Here is a 19643-nt window from a genome sequence, read left to right as displayed (position 1 = left end):
ACTGATCACCTACAAAACAGTACAAAAAAATCTATTGCATCCTTTTTTGATAGTTCCTTGTTTTTTGTCTGGCAGTAGTTGTTGGTAAACGTGCACTTTGGACACCCTCCCCACTTTTCGCCCTCTGCTACTGCCTTTTTCTGCGTGGGATCAACGGGACAGTCACAATCTGAAAGCAATGAATTGCAAGTCTCAAGCACCTTCTCAAAATCTTCATAGATTATCTTGCTGCATCCATTAAAGCCGTCAGACGAATTGTCATAAAGATAGATCACTCCGTTCTCATAGTACACATCAATGTCATTTGATTCAGACTTTGTGATAATTTTTGCAGCGTTAATCAAAACATGACAGATTGTATGTATCCTAGAGTCAGTTGCAATCTGGCTCTTTGAATCAGAAGACTTTGTTACAAATTCAGGAGGAACAACAATGCTTACAGACGAGTGCTTTGACTTCCAGTTAAAGTTCCTCCAAGACGGAACGTTACTTCCATTAAAGGTCTGAAAGTTTTCAGCAGAATCATTATAGTTTCCCTTTAGGTATCCTGTGATGGTTCTGCTAAGCTCAATTATCCCATAGCGCAAGGATAGTTTTCTGCCCTTAACTGAGATGTCCTTGTGTGCAGCGTTTCTCTCAGACGTCTGCAAGATTGATGTCCTAACAATTGGGATTGTTCTTTTCTGGTTTTCATAAGACCTCCTCAGGTATGCCCTTGCGCCGTTTTGTGACTTTCGCAAGGAGATCACCTCATAGTTTTGCTTGTTGAAATGGTAGATTGCATTTTGATGCAACTGATAATACCCGACAGGAACACCGCGGGTTCCAATCTTCTTTGAGTTGAGGTATATTGCAATCTCGCCTGATGCCCCGCGAAGATTTACGCTTCCAGCAAAGTCAAAGAACTGGGACTTGTCTGTTGTTTCTGCAGCTTCTGCTTCAATCTCTGCTGATTCAGCATGCTTGTCTGAAATTATGGAGTTTTTCTTGTTGATTGGAATGATGTGGTCCTGTGAGAGGTACTGGTCGATGTGACGCGCAAAATAGTGGCATGCAGCATCATCAGGGTCAAGCACGCAGATTGCATACGACTTTTGCCCCATTCTTCCTGCACGCCCAATTCTCTGCACAAATGAATCGTACTCGTTTTTGAATGCAGAAATAACCACATCAACATGTCCTATATCGATTCCAAGCTCTAGTGTAGGTGTGCAGGACAGGGCGTCAAGCTCGCCTGCCTTCATCTGAGATTCGTAGAGTTTTCGATTGTTTTGATCAAGGCCTCCACGGTGAATCTGGATTCTAATACCATCATTTGCAGACTCTACGTTTGATGCAAGAAACTCTGCGTCATTGTGAGAGTTACTAAAGATAAGTTGCGTAGAGTGGTTCTTGTAACATATTGATGCTAGCATCTCCATTGTACTTCTCTGTCCGAATTTGCGCGGCATGACAAAGAACATGTGCATGTTTCTTTTTCGCCCAGTGTTGCTTTTGACGTAAGAAAATGATTCTTGCGGCAAGTCAAACATGTTTGAGAAAAATTCCCTAGAGTTATCCAGCGTAGCTGAAGAGCCGACATACTGTACTTTTCCCATGTATCTCTTCATTCTTTGCAACACGTGATACACGTTTGAGCCATGAAAGCTAGTATAGGAATGGGCCTCATCCATTACGATTATTTTTGCGCTCTTGAATAGCTCGTTCCATTTTTTGTCTTGCAAGATTAAATGATAGTTGATAAAATCAAAGTTTGTTGCAATGATTAGGGATTTTTTTGCAGCATCTGCAATTATCATGTCCTTGTATTCGGAGCTCTGGCCGCCATGAATTGAATAAACACCAACCGTTTCTTTTAGTCCGCAGTTTTCAATTAGTTTTGAGATTTTTGATACTTGGTCATCAATTAGTGCATTTAACGGATATACAAAAAGAGCAAAGACCCCAGGTTTTTTTTCTTGCGAGATCTTTTCTAGTATTGGAATGCTAAAAGCCTCAGTCTTTCCCGAACCAGTTGGAGCAGAGATGATGGAGTTTTTTCCATCCAGAATCAGACGGACAGATTCTTCTTGGAATGGCAGCAGCCCAGTAAAGCCATACTTGCCAATTCCCTTGAGGATGTTTTCAGACAACACATCACTTAGGCTCTCAACAGGTACCTTTTCAGGCTCAGATGAGACCATATTCTCATAGTGAACAATCCCCAGGGACTCTTCCTTGTGGCCCTGAACCAGTTCATGAACAATCAAGTCATCATCGACCAAAGATTTTGGGATTTTTGAGACATCATAAAGAATCTCATCGGAGATGGGAATGACAGGTTTTGGAGAAGCCTCTTTTTCTTTGCAATCTGTTTTACCTCGTCTGGAAAATATTCAGATTCTGCAGGGCCATCACATCTGTGCGGCTCGTCAGTTCGTGAATCAATTGGAATGAACTTTCCGCTATCAGACTTGAACTCTTCATCCCAGTAGATTTCAGCTCCGCATCCCTTGGAGCAGGGTTTTGTCTTTCCCGAATAGTTCATCCCATAGGTTGGTCGTCTTGGAGTAACCATCTCAGGATTGCATTTTGGACAAATCCCAGGGCCGCCAACGTCTTCAAAGTTTTGCGTAAGCTTTGTGTCACAGTTTGAGCAGAATTTCATGAATATGTTTGGGAATGAACATACCATTAATGAACATATGATAACTTTAGAGCTAACACGGGATCAATTTTGATTCAAAGACAGATGTAGAATCGGAGGTTTGTCAAAATAGATCATGCGATCAAAAATTAATTTTCACTCTTGATGCTAAATCCATACTACTAGAAATCACACATGAGAAAACAAACATAGAACCAATTATAGAAAATGTAGAAAAACCAATTCAAGACAGATTAAGACAAGCAAGTTGCATTACAGTAGAATCTGCACTCAGAAACAAGGTGAACCTCAACATCGCTTGGTATGACGTGCACGGTGAAGAACAGAATCAGAAATTTACAATCTCAGCGGGTTCAGTCATAGAACTCTAAACTTTTTTTCTTTTTTTTAATTTACGCCCTTTCTTCTAGATAGTTTTTCTGCAGGAAAGTTTGAGGTTCTCTCAAATTCTTCAGATTTAGCCTGGATATCTGCCCTCTCTTGCTCTGTCTGCTCACGAATTATCACATCCTCACTATCAGTATAGTTTTGACACTTGTTGCATAGCCACAAAGTTCCCTTGTCTAATTCGCTATACTGAGGATAACGTCTCTCATTACATTGCTTGCAAAACAAAGGCATGCTTGATGGTAAAATATTTCTCAAATTAAGCGTATTGGATTATTCTAGTTCAGATAGGATGAGAGTACGTTTTTTGCGCAAATTATCCAAGTTTCTTTCCAATCTATGCAATGTTTCAGAGTTTGTATCTCCAAGTTTCTTTTTTTCAGATTCCATATGCTCTTCGAGTTTTTTTATTCTGGCATCAGTTTCATCCAAGGCATCCTTGAGTGCTGCCACATCTTTTTCAAAAAACAAATTACAATTCATTTGAAAATTATCAAATTAAGAGTTTATGGAGAAAGGTCTCTGTTTTGCCACTGTGCCTTTTGATAGTCTGTTCCAAATGCATCAAGTGATTTTGTAATGCATTCTTCTTGTTCTGTTCCCTGTACAAACAGATTCTTGCAATCCTCAACTGCAAGTTGTAGATTTCTCTGATCACGTTCTGCAACATATGCATCATAGTTTGACACACCAAGCATTCCAACAGTTATTGCAACAACAAATACTATGATTAAGGGAATTATAGGTCTCATCGCCCTACAGTATATGCCACATACAATGCAATAGATACAACAATAGATGCTCCAAGTATTATTCCAAGTTCTTTTTTAGAAAAAACTGCAGTTCTGTAACTCACAAGAATTCTAAGTCATCACAGAATTTAGGTTTAACACGCATTCCAATTAATAATTCTAAAAAGAGTTCTCAAATGCAACTTCATCCAAAGGCAATTGACCGCCACGCTCTGCTGCATCTTCTGCACGTTTACCAACTACTACCATCATTACGATCAGATGGTTCTCCGGTAGCTTGATGATTTGAGCTAGCTCATCATACTCAAATCCCACCATTGGACAAGAGTCGAGTCCCATGTCTCTTGCAGCAAGCATTATAGTTTGAGCTGCCATGCCACAAGAACGAATTGCCTCATCACGTTCTGCATGAGGATCAGATGAGTACTTTCTCTCAAGTGCAGCTTTTACATATTCTTGTTTTTCTGTTGGATGATTCTTCCAGTAACGCAATGGCTCAGTCTTCCATGCAGTCATATCACCACACAAGACAATCACAAGCGAGCCGTCTTTTGGCTGAGCTTGTCCACGAGAGGCAACTGAAATCTTCTCCTTTACATCTTGATCAGTGACATAGACAAATCTCCAGTTTTGCTGGTTGTAGCTTGTCGGAGACAATATCACATGTTCCATGAGTCTTGTGACATCTTCAGAACTCATCTTGTAGTTTGGATCAAATTTTTTGATTGCACGTCGAGTAGATATTGCTTCAAAGACATCCATGGAGTAACCCCAAGATCAATCCAAAATAAATTAAACGAAAAGACAATCGAGATTAAGATCAAGACCAAATGTGTCTTGATGACATCTCTAATCACTTAAGATCAGAAACGCGAGTCCTCTGATGACAGTGATTTCATCTTAAGGCCTGAAACGTTTGATTCAGACGACAGACTTGTCTTTTCTTAAACCTGTTAAGTGAATTTGATATTTAACCGGTACGAATAATTTCTACTAGTGGCAATCTAGGACAAATTCAGACAGTCTATTTATTACACCACAGAGATTCACAGATTATTGAAGATTGCAGTAATGGGAATGGGAGTAGCAGGTTCCTATCTTATGGCCAGACTCAAAGACTCTGAACATGATGTAACAGGGTACGAGTTAAACCCAAAAGAAAGGCACGATTCTATTTGCGCTTGGGGGACAATCAAACCAATCCTAACTGAATTCTGCAAAAAGACTGGCAGGGATTTTAATGATTTTCTAATCCATGATGGGAAAAATATGCATGTCAAGATGAATAATGACATAAAGTTTGACATTGGTCTGAAAGGACTATGTACATATGACAAGCTTGGACTCATCAAAGATTTCATTAAAGATTCCAAAGTTATCTACGGTAAACCACCAACTCTTGAGGAATTAGAAAAAGAGTACGACATGATAGTTGATTGTACTGGATTTCACAGAGTATACTTGCCAAAATTAAAGGAAGATTTCTTTTTGCCAACATACGAGTACAAAGTAGAATATGAAAATGGAGTTCCATATGATGACTTTTACATTGAACCATTTCCTGGCATGTCAGGATATTTCTGGTATTTTCCATTGGGAGAAAAGTGGGCCCACATTGGAGCAGGGGATTACAATAAACAGCACATCAAGGCAACTGATGATTTTCTAAAAAAGCACGGAGGTAAAGTTCTCAAGACAAAGGGAAGACCAATCAGATTAGCAACACCGGATAGATGCAAGCCATACTATTCAGGAAAAGTTGTAGGTGTTGGAGAATCCATTGGAACAGTTTATGCATTGTTAGGAGAGGGAATTATTCCATCAATGCAATGCGTTGAGATTTTCCTAGATAACATGCATGACTTTAAGGCATATGAAAAGGCAGTTGAGAAACACTACAAGGTCTATGCCAAAGTGTTTAATTTTGTCCGAGCAAAAATTCACAAGGATTTCAATTTCTTTAAGGCACTTCCAGACTTTTTGGCAATATTTCGATACATGAAAAAGAATGAAGACAGATTTGGAATGGATATCAAGATAGCTGACTTGATGAAAGTGGCTAAAGCATAATTTTCTAAAAAGATCTACCCAAAACTAACAGAGCCAAATCCTTCGCGGTTTGTCCTATTTGATGCCATATTGTAATCATATATTATCTTGGAATATTCCTTAAACTCTTCTTTCATTGGTTCTAGATCTTCAGCCAGATAAAATCCAGGACAATCACCAGTAAATTGGTATGTTGCATGAACACGTGGCTTTCCTTTCTCGTTTTCAAGCCAGCTAGAAAACGGATACAGGTAACACACACCAGGTCTGTCTGGATGCATGGAACAACCACCCTCATCATCTAGAAATCTGCATGAGATGTGCGTTCCATCATCTGCTTCTGTCTCATCTTTTTTTCTTTTGAGGTTAATGGTAGTCATTGTAGTCATCTGTCCAGATGGTCCTGGTTCAGAATAAGTAACAGTTAGTGTTTCGTTTTTGATAAATTCTGAGGGTTTTTGGTATTTGAGGCCCTTTCCAATGGTAATCAAGTCATCTGAAGTTAGTGGCAGTCTACCTTGTCTGTCACAACAGTTGTGGCAGTCAGGCCAGAAACATTTCCACAAGATGAATTTTTTTTCAGAATTAAGATATGGAACATGAAAAACCACATCTTTTACTTTGATTGGCCTATCAGATACATCAGTAATTTTTCCTAGCATAAAGTTTCGGAGTATTGGGTCTACATCCCAATCTTTTTGTAGTAAATCTAATGACTCTTCAATCTCCTTTTGGGACAATAAGTTATAACATCATTTGCAGATGTTATTAATGTTGAGTGAAAAAGGCAAGTATGCTTCCGCTACTGAGAACAGGAGATTTGTCTGGGCAGAAATTATTTGGCCCTTGATTTTAGAATTAAATGATGTTTCATTTACTCTAAAACAATTTCAAGACAAACGCGATAAGATTTGTCAACAATACAATATCTCAATTAACATTCCATCAAGAGGACTTGCATCACTACAACAAAAAGGAATTCTACTCAAAGAAGGAACACTGTATTCAATACACTACAAGTTAATTCCCTACATGAGATTAAGAGCAGAGTGCGATTATGCAACTGCAATCAGAGAAGTTAGACTAAAATGATTACAACAAATGATTATATTCTAAACATTCAAAATTTCTTTCAAGTAGCCCGATAGTCTAGCGGTCAAGGATTCTGCCCTCTGGATCTCACAAAGTGGATATAGGCGGAGACGGCAGTTCGAATCTGCCTCGGGCTACTGGAATATTCTAAAAGTTCTATCTTGATGCTTGTGCGATTCTTTCTAGCTCATTCTTCTTCTTTACAGAAGGAGCGTTAGGATCATTTTCTGCAGCCAAGATTAGGTGTTCTGCCATATGCTCTTCTATTGGTTTTGGATTTGAAAATGTTGATTCCTTGATTGCATCAGCAATGAATCTCAAAGCCAAGTCAACTCGTCTGATTGGTGCAACATCAACTGATACGTGATAAACAGTACCACCGTATACAATTCTGGTTGTGTCTTCATTAGGAGCTGAGTTTTCAACTGCTCTAACTAGCACTTCCACTGGGTTTTTGCCAGTTTTTAGTTCAATAATTGTAAATGCAGTTCTAACGGTATTGAGAACTTTGGTTTTCTTTCCAGTCATTCTACCGGTGTTCTTTGCATATTTTTTACCAAAATGCATTGTCTTGTTGATTAGTCTCTCGACAATATTGACATCTGCTTTGTTGAATCTTTTGAGTGCAGAACGACCAAAGGTGTATGGTAAGATTTGTTTTTTCAGAGAGATTGCAGTTTTAAGACCTGGGTCTTTGACTTCAATATCAGATAAATCCCATTTTCTAAATAATAACAAGTTTTTTGTTTGTGCCATGTTTCTATCTCCTTGGTTTCTCCTTCTTTCCAATAACTAGTTCATGAAGAGAAGTTCCGTTTACTTTGAATACTTTGAATCTAACACCAGGAATATCACCCATTGCACCACCTTGAGTTGCACCCATTCCTTGAATGTGAACTTCGTCGTGTTCATCAATAAAGTTCATTGCACCATCTCTTGGCAAGAATGCGGTAACTGATTTACCATTTTTAATTAATTGAACACGAACACATTTTCTAATTGCAGAGTTTGGCTGTTTTGCTGCAACTCCAACTTTTTCTAAAACAATTCCTCTTGCTTGGGGAGCACCACCAAGTGGGTCTGCTTTTTTATCAATACCTAATTCTCTCCTTTTGTAAGTAGAGATAGCCCATCTCTGCCTTTTCTTTTTGGCAGTTAGAACTCTGCCTGCAAATAATCCAAGTGGTGATTTTCTCATATTTTACATCTCCATAGTTTGTCTTTCAGGACTGTTAATCAAGACACTAGTAATATCAAAATATCGTTTTGCAAGCATTCTTGCCTTCTCAGCATTTCTGCCCTCTCTTCCTACAACAATTCCTTTCTTTCTTGGGTCTACCATAACGATTGCCTGTTTTGTCCCATCTGTTCGTGTATTTATTTTTACTTCAGATACCAGTTTAGAATTAAGCAAATTAGACAAAAATTTTGCCGGATCATCGTCAAATTCAACTAGTTCAACATTTCTCTTTACAATGTTCTGTAATGATTTGATATGCATGCCACCTTTACCAATTGCAAGTCCCATCTTTCCTGTGTTAACTACAAAAATTACTCTATCTTGTTTTTCATCTTCGACACAATCACGTGCTGTTGCACCAGTAACATTTTGGAACAAAGACATCATACGCATTTGATCCGTTGTTAGTTTGATTGATTGTGTCATAATTGTTAATGCCTCCAAACAAAAAATGTCTCATTTAAACTTTCAATAGTATATCTAATCATTTTTTTCCTCAGCTTCTGTATCTTTTAAAATTGATTTGATGTTTGCGTCATCGATTGATGTAAATGAAATTGTTGAAATTCTAAATTGCAAGCCACATAATTTGCCCAATGCGACTGAAGTTCCTTGAAAGTTTACTAAAGGTATTTTTTCTTTTTTTGCATCTGATTCAATTTGCTCAACTGTTTCTTTTCCTACAGATTGAGACAATACAATTAGCTTGGAATTTTTTACAGAGTTTAAAACTTGTTTAGTACCCATTGTTAACTTGCCTTCTTTGTGGGCATCTTTCAAAGATTTCTCAAGTATCTTACTCATGTTTTTCCTTATCAGCATCGTCTCAACAGGGCTTTATAGGTTTATGGAAAAATTACGCACACAAAAAAGAAAGATCATTCAGCAAATCCAAACAAAGATGAAAAGACGCGAGTTAATTCTTCAAAAATGTTAGATGGTTTTTCTTTTGTATTTTCAAATGAAGATTTTTCGTTAAATGAATTTTGAATTTCATATTCAGATACATTAATCACTTCTGATGATTCTGAATTTTCGTATTTGAAGGATAATGCAGTATCAAGATTTGTTCTTGCAGTGTAATAATTTGGATTATAGTCAAGGATTTCATTGTAAAGTAAAATTGCTTCATCTAGATTTCCAAGATTTGCCAAGGCGTTTGCCTTGTTATTTTTGGCAGGCAAGTAATTAGGGTCAAGGGCAATAGCATGATCATAATATGCTATTGCTTCTGAGACATATCCAATCTTTCCTAATGTAGAGCCTTTGTTTACAAGAATTTCTACATCATCAGGATTTTCAATTAAAGATTTGTTAAAAAATTCCAATGAATCATTAAACTGACATAATCTGTAAAGTGCAGGTCCCATTCCGTCATAATAAGAGATAGTATCAACAAAAGTACTAGTATCACATTTTAGATTAATTTGATTTAGTAATTTTCCAAGTTCAATATCCTCAACAGATAGATTATCATATTCTTTATTTTTTAGAATGTTATCTTTTGGAGCATTATTTTTTGTTGTTTCTTTTGAAACAATTTTTGTTTTAGTTTCTCCATCATCATTTGTTACTGTTTCTTTTTGAGAAACTATTTCATCAATCACATCATCAACAGGTTCAATTGTTTCTTCAGTTTGTTCAGTTGTTTTTACTGTTTTAGTTGGTTCAATTGTTTCTTCAACTGTTTCTTCAACTGTTTCTTCAACTGTTTCTGTTTCAGTTGTTGCTACTGTTTCTTTAATTGTTTCTTCAATTGTTTCTTCAACTGTTTCTTCAACTGTTTCTGTTGTTTCCTCAGCGGTATCTTCAACAGGTTCTTCTGAAACAGGAGGATTTGCAGAGTATTCAAAAAAATGTTCTGTAGTTGTCTCTGCATAATGAGCTTTAATTGAGTAAGTTCCTTCAGATTTAAAATTTACACCGTCCTTAACAAGAAAGCTTGTAGAAAATTCCAAGTTATTGTTTATGTTTCCAAAATAAAATCCAGCAGGAGAACCAAATGGATCATGAATACCAATTAGAACTGTAGGAGAGTCCAAAGATGACACAGAACCAAAAATTTGGATTGTGTCATTATCAAAATAATGATCTTTTTCAGTATATAGAGATGTGATTTCAGGCACTACATCCTCTTGTGGTGCAGTTTCTGGTTCTACTACATCACCCTCTATGACAAAGGTATGCTCTTCAGTAACTTTACCATAGTCAAGTTTTACGAGATATTTCCCAGTGATTTCATAAAACGGAGAATATAGTGAAATGGTTTTTGAGAAGCTGCCATCTGATGAAAGTTCCAAGTTATTTGCAGAAAGAATTTGTCCGGTAGGATCAAATACACTCATTGCAATGATGGGCATCCCAAAATCAATTATCTGACCTGATATGACAAGTGCATCACCAGTATGATAACTATCCTTGTCAAAACTCACATTAAATGAATCAGCAAAGATATCAGAGAATGTAAGCGGAGCAAATGTTGCTAGCACTAGAGTTATCCCTAGGATAATGCGCATCACAACAAAAAAACATGTAATTTTCTATTTAATAATCACGTATGATTGATACTTTTCATGTCACTGAAATTGATCTCATCATAGCATTTGACAATACCATTGGGTCATTCAATGAGGTCCAAACAAATGTCTCAATGGTGTAGTTTCCAGATCTTTTTGGGATCCATGATTGAGATACATCAAGGTTTTGTCCGGATGACAACTGCCCCTGAATCCAAGAAAGCGATTCCACAGAATCTTGAGAGTTCTTTACTTGAAATAGGTAAACAAACGTTTGATCATATTCTTGCATGTTTGATATGCTTCCAACAATCTGTATTTGTTGATTTGAAGATATGGATTGCATGGTTTTTCCAAAACTATTAGAAATATTGATTGCAGTATTTTGCAGCCGTTGGGTTGGAGGAACAGGCGACTCTAATCTAGAACTATCTCGGATTTCCAAGTTATCAGATTCTGAATAAGGTTTTGGCAAAGTATGATCATTGTATTTTGCAGTAATCTCATCACCAGGAATTGCATACAGCCTGTTTCCACTAGATGCAGAGTTTTTAGTCAAAGATATTGTAGCAGTAAAAGAGCCAGAGGCCTCAGATGTCTCTATTGCGTTTGCAGTAATTCCGCCTACATCAGAGTCTGAAAAAACCTCAAGAGTAATTTGATCAATTGCTTCGGGGTTGAGATTCATGTCAGGATCAATCACTCTAACTGTCACAGAGTCTTCAGGAAAGAAGATATCATTTGTAAATTCAACTGACCCAAGATTCCAAGATATTGGGACTGATTCAGATAACACCACACCGTCGGCAAATTCAAAGGATACGGTAACTGCAGAGTCTCTTTCAACTTCCAAAAACCCACTTGTAGGACCACTACCTGCAGTTCTAGGAGTTGTATCATAGTTACCATCACCGTCTGCGTCATGTAAAAATCCAGTAAGAATCACCTCACCTGCAAATATCCCACTGGAGACATCTGTCTCAGTGAGTCTGTAAGATTCCAGTGAATGACTTCGCGTGGAAATTTTTATTGGGTTATCACTGTTACCTCCAATTGAATCAATCAAATCGTTGTCAGTATTCCAGCTAGGGGCAATTATTTGGATTTTGATTTTATCAGTCCAAGAGTAGATGGGTCTGTCAAAAAATATAGGAGCATATGGGTTTTCATAGTCTGGAATCTCTTGAGCTGCAGCAAATGGCAGAATAAAAATCAAAAACAAAAAATCAAGCAATACTGTTCATAAAACAGTTTAGGATTTATGGGTTGTTAGGCTTATTCTTCGTCAGGCAAAGATATTGCCAAAATATTATCTCCACGAAGCAGTACTTTGCCCAGAGGATCAGGTTTTTCTTCAGAAACATCTTCAGCATTTTCTAGTGTAAGATTCATGTGGATGTCAAAGTCTTGCAGTACTCCTTGAATGGTCTTGTTGTTTCGTAATCGAAGCAATACAACTTTGTCTTTGGAGTTTGCCATTAATGTTGAGATTTCATCTGCCATAATTATCATCCAGTTATTTCTTCTTGCTTACTTGCATGTACAAATCAACTGTACCACTTCCAATTGGAATGTTACTTCCAACAATTACGTTCTCAGTAATACCTTTGAGTTGTTCAATTTCTCCTCCAAGTGCAGCATGTGCAATTGTTGGAACAGTAATCTCAAATGCGGCTCTTGCCAAGACACTGTCTTTGGTTCCAGCAATTCCGTGTCTTCCGATTTGTTGCATATAACCACGTGAACACATCAAATCAGCAACTAACATAATGTATCTATTGTCTACTTCAAGTCCCTGATCTTCTAGTGTGCTGTTAAGTTCATTGATTAATGAATTTCTTGCAGCCTCTATTCCAAGCGTTCCGGCAATTTCAAAGACGTTGTTTGTCCTAACATTTTTCTTATCGATTCCTTTTACCTCTAAGACCTTTGCAACATTAGAACCAGTTGTCTGGATTACCCACTCGTCATCTTTTTGGACAAGTGTTACACGTTCAATGTCAGGTACACCTTTAACAGTAGTATTGAGAACCTTGTTTCTGATTGCAATTGCTGTAGCAGTATCAGATTCTTCAACTAGTTTTAGAGTAATTAATTCACCAGTTGTCTCTAGTTTGAATTTCTTGTTTGAAGATAATGCTGCCTCAACTTCAGCAATTGAGCAACCTCTCTCTTTGAGTCTGTTTTCACTAAGAACTAATTTAATTTCAGTTGCATAATCAGTTTCACTATCTGCAATCAATGCACTGACTTTGGTTTGCAAAACATTTCTTGCCACATCAATTGCCTTTTCTCTTGATTTCTTTGATTCCTCATCAAGATAGATGTCCATAGTTGGGGTTACGGGTTTCTTTCTTGCATCAACAAGTTCAATTAATCTTGGAAGACCCAATGTAACGTTTCTTTCTTTAATTCCTGCAAAGTGGAATGTTCTTAGTGTCATTTGAGTACCGGGTTCACCAATAGATTGTGCAGTGATGATTCCGACTGCTTGTCCTGGTTCCACTTTTGCTTTGTTGTAAAGTAACAGTCCTTTTTTACATACGGTTTCAATACCATCTTTACTTAGTCCAGATTCTAGTAGTGCATCAGTTACAAGAGTTGTTAATCTTGGATTAAACGTCTTTGTGTATTTCTTTGCCAAAGTTTCAATCTCTTCTTTTGTTGCCTTTTTACCAGAATCAATAATTGTTTGAGATTCAACTAATCTACTTGGATTAAATGCCTCACCATGATCACTTTTTTGCACATCAATTCCATCCTCACCATAAAGGAATTGAACGATGTGTCCGTGTGGATCTCTTACTGTTCCATCATATTCTAATCTAATGTGTTCTAATGCATTGATCAATCTACGCTGCATGTAACCACTTTGTTGTGTTCTAACTGCAGTGTCTACCAGTCCTTCACGACCTCCCATTGCATGGAAGAAGAATTCAAGGGCAGATAGTCCCTCTCTGTAATTGGATTTTACAAATCCGTGTGCATCAGGATTATTATCATGTTCTTGATAGTGTGTCAAGGCTCTGTTGTTGTAACCGTCATGAAGTCTGTTACCTCTTCTTGACTGTTGTCCAAGTGCACCTGCCATTTGACCGACGTTAAGTGATGAACCTCTAGCACCAGTTGTAGCCATAATTTTTCCGGCATTATCTGCTGGAAGACAGTCGTTTGCAGTAGAGCCTGCTTTGTCCCTGGCTTTACCTAACTCGTTTACAATGTATGCCTCTAGTGCTTCTTCAGGTCTCATACCTCTTGTTAGTTTCAATGTACCTTTGTTGAATTGATCAGTCAAATCATCTACAATATCATAAGTTTCTTGAATGTCATCAAGAATCTGTTGTTTATCTTTGTCAGGTACAATAAGGTCACCATAACCATAACTAAATCCATAGTGAGTGATGAATTGTTTTACCATAATGAGAATAGAGTTAAGGAAAGTTTTTCCTACTGCATTACCATAGTCTTTGGCAATTCTGTGAAGTACACTTTCTGGTTCTTCTGCACCAATTGAAGATTTGTCAATAACACCACTGATCAGTTCACCGTTTTTGATTACAACATCCTTTGGTTTTCCTTTTGTTCCCTTTGACCATTTTGATGTAATGACATAGTTGAAGTCTTTTGGTAAGAACAGTGAGAAGAGTTGTTTTCCAGTGTAAGCTGGACCGTCTTTAGTTTTAGTTGCAGGTTTTGGTAGTGGATCTGTATAACCACCAAGCATTGCAAGATTTGAGAATTCTTGAATAGATAATGTAGTATCATCTTTAGTTAGAAGGTATGCACCAGTTACAAAGTCTCTTAGTGCACCAATGATTGGTCCACCGTACCTAGGAGAGATTAATTGATCTTGAACTCTCATTAAGAGAATTGCTTCTGCTCTTGCTTCTTCACTTTGAGGAACGTGAAGGTTCATCTCATCACCATCAAAGTCTGCGTTGTATGGTGGACAAACTGATGGATGTAGTCTGAATGTCTTTCCTGGAAGTACACGTACATAGTGTGCCATGATTGACATCTGGTGAAGTGATGGTTGTCTGTTAAACATGACAATATCACCGTCTGCAAGATGTCTTTCTACCAAGTAACCAATCTCAAGTGTTTCAGCAATTGTAGAACGATCCTCTACAAAATCAAGTCTAATCTTTACGCCATCTGGTCTGACAATATAGTTAACTCCTGGGAATTTCTCAGGTCCGTTAATTACGAGTTTTCTCATTCTTTCAATGTTCCATTCTGTGACAATTTCAGGAATTGTAAGTTTCATGGCAACTACTTCGGGAACACCTACTTCACTCAAGTCCAAGTTAGGATCAGGAGAAATTACAGTTCTGCTTGAAAAGTCAACTCTCTTTCCAGATAGTGATCCTCTGAATCTTCCCTCTTTTCCTTTAAGTCGTTGAGTTAATGTTTTGAGAGGACGTCCAGAACGATGATGAGCTTGTGGAATTCCAGATACTTCATTATCAAAATATGTTGTTGTATGATACTGTAACAAGTCTACCAAATCTTGAACAATTAATGGAGGAGTTCCTGCATCTTTACTTTCTTTTAGTCTTTGATTGACTCTGATGATATCTACCATCTTGTGAGTCAAGTCATCTTCTGATCTAATTCCAGTTTCCAAAATGATTGAAGGTCTGACAGTTACAGGAGGAACAGGAAATGCTTGTAATACAAACCATTCAGGTCTTGCAGTTATTGGGTCATATGATAAAAGTTCTAAATCTTCATCAAGTATTTGTGAGAATCTTTCTCTAATTGTAATTGGAAGTAATCTGTGTTCTCCAATTTCGGTTTTTTCTACAAAGATAGTTGGTTTTGTAAAGATTAGTTCGTATTGTGTTTTACCACAATGAGGACACTCCTTTGCTTTCTTTGCTTTTTCAATGATTTGTTCTGGAATGCGTTTTTGTGAAATTACAGTATAAGCTGCATGTTTGTCTTTGATTGTTTTAAAGACATCCAAGTCTTCTTGTGGAACTTTGAGTCTTGCACAAGAACGACAAGTTGATTGTAACAATTTGTAGATATTATCAATAAATGCAATGTGTAAAACTGGCTCTGCTAATTCCAAGTGTCCAAAGTGTCCAGGACATCTTGCTGCAGTGTTTCCACATGTAAGACATTTTTGTCCAGGTTCAAGGGTTCCCAATCTACCATCCATCAAACCTCCTTGAACAGGCATTCCATCTTCATCATAAGTTTCTGGAGCAGTGATTTCTGCAACAGAATATTTTCTGATTTCAGTTGGAGACCAGACAGAGAATCTGATTCCGTCAATTGCTTTTACTGCTTGAATGGACATTATAGTTTCTCCTTGATTAACAATCGTGGTGCAACATTGAGACTCTGCATCTCTTGTAAGAGTAATTTGAATGCATATGCAACTGAAACTGATGAGACCTTGGCCTTATCACCACATACTCTGCAGACATATTTTCTTTGTTTAACATCATGATAAGCAACAAGACCACATCTCTCACATACAAAGATATCAGATTTATCAGATTCATCAAGCAATCTGTCTTTAAGAATCATAGAAGCACCATATGCAATCAAACAGTCTCTCTCCATTTCACCGAATCTAAGACCACCGCCTCTTGCTCTTCCTTCAGTTGGTTGTTTAGTTAACATCTGAACTTGTCCACGTGCTCTTGCATGAATCTTGTCTGCAACCATGTGGTGCAGTTTCTGATAATATACAACTCCAATAAAGACTTCAACAGGAAATGATTTTCCAGTTCTTCCATCATACATTATTTCTTTACCAGAATATTCAAAACCATGTGCATCCATTACTTCTCTTACCTCATCCATCTTTTCTCCAACAAATGCAGAACCATCAAATCTCTTTCCACGTAATGCGGCAGATTTTCCACAGATAGACTCCATCATCATGCCAACTGTCATTCTAGATGGGAATGCATGTGGGTTAATCAAAACATCAGGAGACATTCCACTTGCAGTATATGGCAAATCTTCTGCTTTAGCTAAAATTCCTAAAATTCCTTTTTGTCCATGTCGTGATGCAAACTTGTCACCAATCTCTGGAATTCTCATATCTCTTGCTCTAATCTTGTACATTTTTCCACCTTCATTTGATTGAGTCATAACTACAGTATCAACAACACCAGTCTCTGAAGGTCTGACACCAATTGATGTGTCTCTTCTGTAAGGACCAGAGGATTCAAACTCTCGGTATTCTTCCATGAACCTTGGAGGGCTAGTTTTTCCAATGAGGATATCCCCACCTTTTACTGGAGCTTCTGCTGCAACAACACCATCTTCTTCTAATAGTCTATAGGCACGTTCTCCCTTGTAGCCTCGTATATTGTCCTCAGCGTTTGGAATTTCAAATGCATCACGCATTCCACCAGGATATTGTTTTGCTTCAGCATCATAAATTCTATAGAAGAATGTCCTTCCAAGTCCTCTGTCAACAGAGGCTTTGCTAAGAACAATTGCATCCTCAATATTGTAACCATCAAATGGCAATACTGCAACTACACAGTTCTGACCTGCTGGTCTGTCTTCTAATCCCAAAAGTTTCATTGCTTTTGTATTAACAATTGGAACTTGAGGATATAGCATAAAGTGTTGTCTAACATATGTACTAGTATTCATCATTGGTGTTGAGAATCCCAAACTCTGTTTTGCCATTGCAGACTCGTATGTGTTTCTTGGAGACTGGTTGTGTTCAGGATATGGAATGATTGAAGCACCTGCACCAAGAATTGCGGGTGGGAAAACTTCAAGGTGTGTGTGTTTCTTTGTGTCTTTTTCATCTAATGTAACATAACAATTCTCTTCTTCATTTGCATCAATCATTTCAAGTACTCCCATTCTCAAAAGATCAGTCCAAGAGATGAGTTTCTTTGAAATTTTATCTAGTAAATCAGCAGTAAGTAATGGTTTGTTATCTTTGATGATAATGAGTGGTCTTAGAACACGTCCTGCATTACAATTAACATACAATCTTCTTGTAGAACCTTCAATCTCAGATTTATGAAATGACACACCAACGTGTGGGTGAATCTTTGAATTTCTTCTCAAATCTCTGAGAGATTCTGCTAGTTGTTCACCGTCTTTGTAGTAGCCAATTAATTTTCCATCTACAAAAATTCTAGTTCCGTCTTTTTTCAAATCTTCTTTTGCATCAAAAAAGTGAACAGTTCCAAGATCATAGAGTTTTTCCACAATTTCTTCAGAGGGTACGTTTACAGAGATGATTCCAGATAATGCCAGGTTTTTTACAAGACCACAGTTAGAGCCTTCAGGAGTTTCACTAGGACAAATTCTTCCAAAGTGTGTTGCATGCAAGTCCCTTGCTTCAAAGTTTGGCTGTGTTCTGCTAAGTGGTGATTGGATTCTTCTAAGGTGACTGATTGTTGAAAGATAGTTAGTTCTATCAAGTAGTTGAGTAACACCCACTCTTCCTCTACCCCAGTTTCCAGTAGCAATTGCATTGTTTAGTTTATCAGTAATAATTCCAGGACGGATTGCAGCAGCAACTGCATTGATTCCACGTTTTTGACCAGAGCGCTCTAGCTGATATTTCATGTCACGGACAAGATTTCTAAATGCAGTTCTAAACAAATCTGCAAGCATCTGTCCGGCAAATTTGATGACTTTATTTCCATAATGATCTTTGTCATCAGGTTTAATCCAACCAAGTTTTAGTTCTAATAATTTACAAGCTGCCTCTCCCAAAAATTGTGCCTTTTCTTTTCTATTTTCAGGATGTTTTCCCAAGTGAGGTAACAGACCCCAATCAAGTAAAGTTTCTGCACGTTTAATCTGGAATTCTTCAAGCATTCCAGGAGCAATCCTCTTACTGATGTAAACAATTGCATCTTTTGCAGTTGGAACATCGCCTGCTTTTTCAAAAGAGCCTTCTAATTCATCTTGAAGTTCATCTACCAAAGAAACTGCTGCTGCAATCTCTCTGTCAGATTCTAATCCAAGTGCTCGCATCAAAGTAACTACAGGTATATCAACTGGAGAACCTGGAATTCTTGCAACGATTAATCCATCACTTTTCATTACAAGTTCTAATTTTGCACGATAACCAACAATTGAAGAATAGACTTTGGCTTTATGAACAATATTTCCACCAACTGTTTCTCTGTCAACTATAATTTTATTGTAAGAAAGATCTTCTAGTCCAACAATTACTCTTTCAGAACCATTAATAATAAAGTACCCACCAGGATCATTTGGGTCCTCGCCATGTTCAACTAATTTTTGTGTAGAGAAATTATGTAAGATGCATGCATTAGATTTTGCCATAACCGGAACATCACCAATATGGACAAATCTAGACTCGAGAATCTTTCCATCTTCTACAACACTTGCTTCCATCATTACTGGTGCTGAATAAGATACATTTCTCAATCTAGCTTCTGCAGGAGTGATGTGTGTGATAGAACCATCAAGTTCCATCATTCTTGGTTGTTGAAGTTTAACTTTACCTAATTGAATCTTGTAAGGATATTCAGCATTTTCAATATCGATTTGTCCAACTTCGTTGATAATACTTTGTAGTCCTCTTTCTAAAAATTCATCAAATGAATTTAGGTGCTGACGTGCAACACCTTCTCTTTTTAGAATATCTTGAATTACTGGCCAACGTTTTGTTGAAGGATCTGCCATCTATACTTCCACCACGTATCTATAATAGAGACTCTCACCTGCTGTTGGACTTTTTCTAGTGATCTTTATCATATCACCTGGCTTTACACCTAGTCCCAAAATGGCAGGATCGTTTACAAAGATTAATGGTAATTCGGTTGGTTTGCAATTATATTTTTTTAAAACTTCTTCAGCTTCTTGTTTTGAAATGATTTCATGTTTTGGGACATAGATGTGATCAGGTACGAGGATTTGATTTTTCTTAGTTGCCAATTACAAAACCCCCACGCAGAACATTAAATGTAATAGTAATGAATACACACAAA

Annotated in this window: 19 protein-coding genes and 1 tRNA gene; 3 read left to right on the top strand and 17 right to left on the bottom strand. The window is 37.4% G+C overall.

Annotated features, from left to right (window positions below):
* Positions 1-5: 5 nt before the first annotated feature.
* The 6 genes from NKOR_RS01700 to NKOR_RS01675 all read right to left on the bottom strand — a co-directional run bounded on the left by NKOR_RS01700 (position 6) and on the right by NKOR_RS01675 (position 4548).
* A complete protein-coding gene (locus NKOR_RS01700; RefSeq protein ID WP_238535970.1) occupies positions 6-2264 on the bottom strand; it encodes a DEAD/DEAH box helicase in 2259 nt (752 codons plus the stop codon).
* Positions 2246-2647, bottom strand: coding sequence for a hypothetical protein (locus tag NKOR_RS01695; protein WP_014962629.1), 402 nt, complete (start codon positions 2645-2647; stop codon positions 2246-2248). Before NKOR_RS01695 ends, NKOR_RS01700 begins: the two co-directional genes overlap by 19 nt.
* Before the next feature lie 387 nt (positions 2648-3034).
* A complete protein-coding gene (locus tag NKOR_RS01690) occupies positions 3035-3268 on the bottom strand; it encodes a hypothetical protein (RefSeq protein ID WP_014962628.1) in 234 nt (77 codons plus the stop codon).
* A gap of 39 nt (positions 3269-3307) precedes the next feature.
* A complete protein-coding gene (locus NKOR_RS01685) occupies positions 3308-3505 on the bottom strand; it encodes a hypothetical protein (RefSeq protein WP_014962627.1) in 198 nt (65 codons plus the stop codon).
* A gap of 35 nt (positions 3506-3540) precedes the next feature.
* Positions 3541-3786 carry a hypothetical protein gene (locus tag NKOR_RS01680; RefSeq protein WP_014962626.1) on the bottom strand — a complete coding sequence of 82 codons (246 nt, stop codon included), beginning with the start codon at positions 3784-3786 and terminating at the stop codon, positions 3541-3543.
* A gap of 159 nt (positions 3787-3945) precedes the next feature.
* Positions 3946-4548 (bottom strand): nitroreductase family protein, encoded by a 603-nt coding sequence (locus NKOR_RS01675; RefSeq protein WP_014962625.1) that lies wholly within the window; start codon positions 4546-4548, stop codon positions 3946-3948.
* A gap of 294 nt (positions 4549-4842) precedes the next feature.
* Between NKOR_RS01675 and NKOR_RS01670 the strand changes: the two genes are divergently transcribed.
* On the top strand, positions 4843-5856 hold the full coding sequence (locus tag NKOR_RS01670; RefSeq protein ID WP_014962624.1) for an NAD(P)/FAD-dependent oxidoreductase: 1014 nt from the start codon (positions 4843-4845) through the stop codon (positions 5854-5856).
* A 14-nt stretch (positions 5857-5870) separates the two neighbouring features.
* Here NKOR_RS01670 and NKOR_RS01665 read toward each other — a convergent pair whose 3' ends face one another.
* Positions 5871-6575, bottom strand: coding sequence for a YkgJ family cysteine cluster protein (locus NKOR_RS01665; protein WP_014962623.1), 705 nt, complete (start codon positions 6573-6575; stop codon positions 5871-5873).
* Between the two features lie 31 nt (positions 6576-6606).
* Between NKOR_RS01665 and NKOR_RS01660 the strand changes: the two genes are divergently transcribed.
* Together NKOR_RS01660 and NKOR_RS01655 are read left to right on the top strand one after the other, a co-directional pair.
* Complete coding sequence (locus tag NKOR_RS01660) at positions 6607-6927, top strand: hypothetical protein (protein ID WP_014962622.1); 321 nt, start codon at positions 6607-6609, stop codon at positions 6925-6927.
* 46 nt (positions 6928-6973) lie between these two features.
* A tRNA-Gln gene (locus tag NKOR_RS01655) sits at positions 6974-7064 on the top strand.
* A gap of 19 nt (positions 7065-7083) precedes the next feature.
* Here NKOR_RS01655 and NKOR_RS01650 read toward each other — a convergent pair.
* From NKOR_RS01650 to NKOR_RS01605, 10 genes are all read right to left on the bottom strand, one after another.
* Positions 7084-7683 (bottom strand): 30S ribosomal protein S7, encoded by a 600-nt coding sequence (locus NKOR_RS01650; protein ID WP_026089935.1) that lies wholly within the window; start codon positions 7681-7683, stop codon positions 7084-7086.
* A gap of 4 nt (positions 7684-7687) precedes the next feature.
* On the bottom strand, positions 7688-8125 hold the full coding sequence (locus NKOR_RS01645; RefSeq protein ID WP_014962620.1) for a 30S ribosomal protein S12: 438 nt from the start codon (positions 8123-8125) through the stop codon (positions 7688-7690).
* Between the two features lie 3 nt (positions 8126-8128).
* Positions 8129-8593, bottom strand: a complete 465-nt coding sequence (locus NKOR_RS01640) for a NusA-like transcription termination signal-binding factor (protein ID WP_026089934.1) — start codon at positions 8591-8593, stop codon at positions 8129-8131.
* Positions 8594-8647: 54 nt separating this feature from the next.
* Positions 8648-8971, bottom strand: a complete 324-nt coding sequence (locus NKOR_RS01635; RefSeq protein WP_014962618.1) for a ribosomal L7Ae/L30e/S12e/Gadd45 family protein — start codon at positions 8969-8971, stop codon at positions 8648-8650.
* Positions 8972-9045: 74 nt separating this feature from the next.
* Positions 9046-10683: a tetratricopeptide repeat protein gene (locus NKOR_RS01630; RefSeq protein ID WP_016939554.1), complete on the bottom strand. Its 1638-nt coding sequence runs from the start codon at positions 10681-10683 to the stop codon at positions 9046-9048.
* Positions 10684-10738: 55 nt separating this feature from the next.
* Complete coding sequence (locus NKOR_RS01625) at positions 10739-11917, bottom strand: hypothetical protein (protein WP_016939553.1); 1179 nt, start codon at positions 11915-11917, stop codon at positions 10739-10741.
* Positions 11918-11958: 41 nt separating this feature from the next.
* Positions 11959-12186 carry an LSM domain-containing protein gene (locus tag NKOR_RS01620; RefSeq protein WP_014962615.1) on the bottom strand — a complete coding sequence of 76 codons (228 nt, stop codon included), beginning with the start codon at positions 12184-12186 and terminating at the stop codon, positions 11959-11961.
* 13 nt (positions 12187-12199) lie between these two features.
* Positions 12200-15991: a DNA-directed RNA polymerase subunit A' gene (locus NKOR_RS01615; protein WP_014962614.1), complete on the bottom strand. Its 3792-nt coding sequence runs from the start codon at positions 15989-15991 to the stop codon at positions 12200-12202.
* On the bottom strand, positions 15991-19338 hold the full coding sequence (locus NKOR_RS01610; RefSeq protein ID WP_014962613.1) for a DNA-directed RNA polymerase subunit B: 3348 nt from the start codon (positions 19336-19338) through the stop codon (positions 15991-15993). Before NKOR_RS01610 ends, NKOR_RS01615 begins: the two co-directional genes overlap by 1 nt.
* The gene (locus tag NKOR_RS01605) at positions 19339-19590 is read right to left on the bottom strand and encodes a DNA-directed RNA polymerase subunit H (protein WP_014962612.1); all 252 of its coding nucleotides are present in this window, start codon (positions 19588-19590) and stop codon (positions 19339-19341) included.
* Between the last annotated feature and the right edge of the window lie 53 nt (positions 19591-19643).

Origin of the sequence: Candidatus Nitrosopumilus koreensis AR1 (genome assembly GCF_000299365.1) — an archaeon.
In the GTDB taxonomy this organism is placed as follows: Archaea; Thermoproteota; Nitrososphaeria; order Nitrososphaerales; family Nitrosopumilaceae; genus Nitrosopumilus; species Nitrosopumilus koreensis.
Note: the sequence above shows the minus strand (reverse complement) of the source record. Positions and strands in the feature narration are given on the sequence as shown.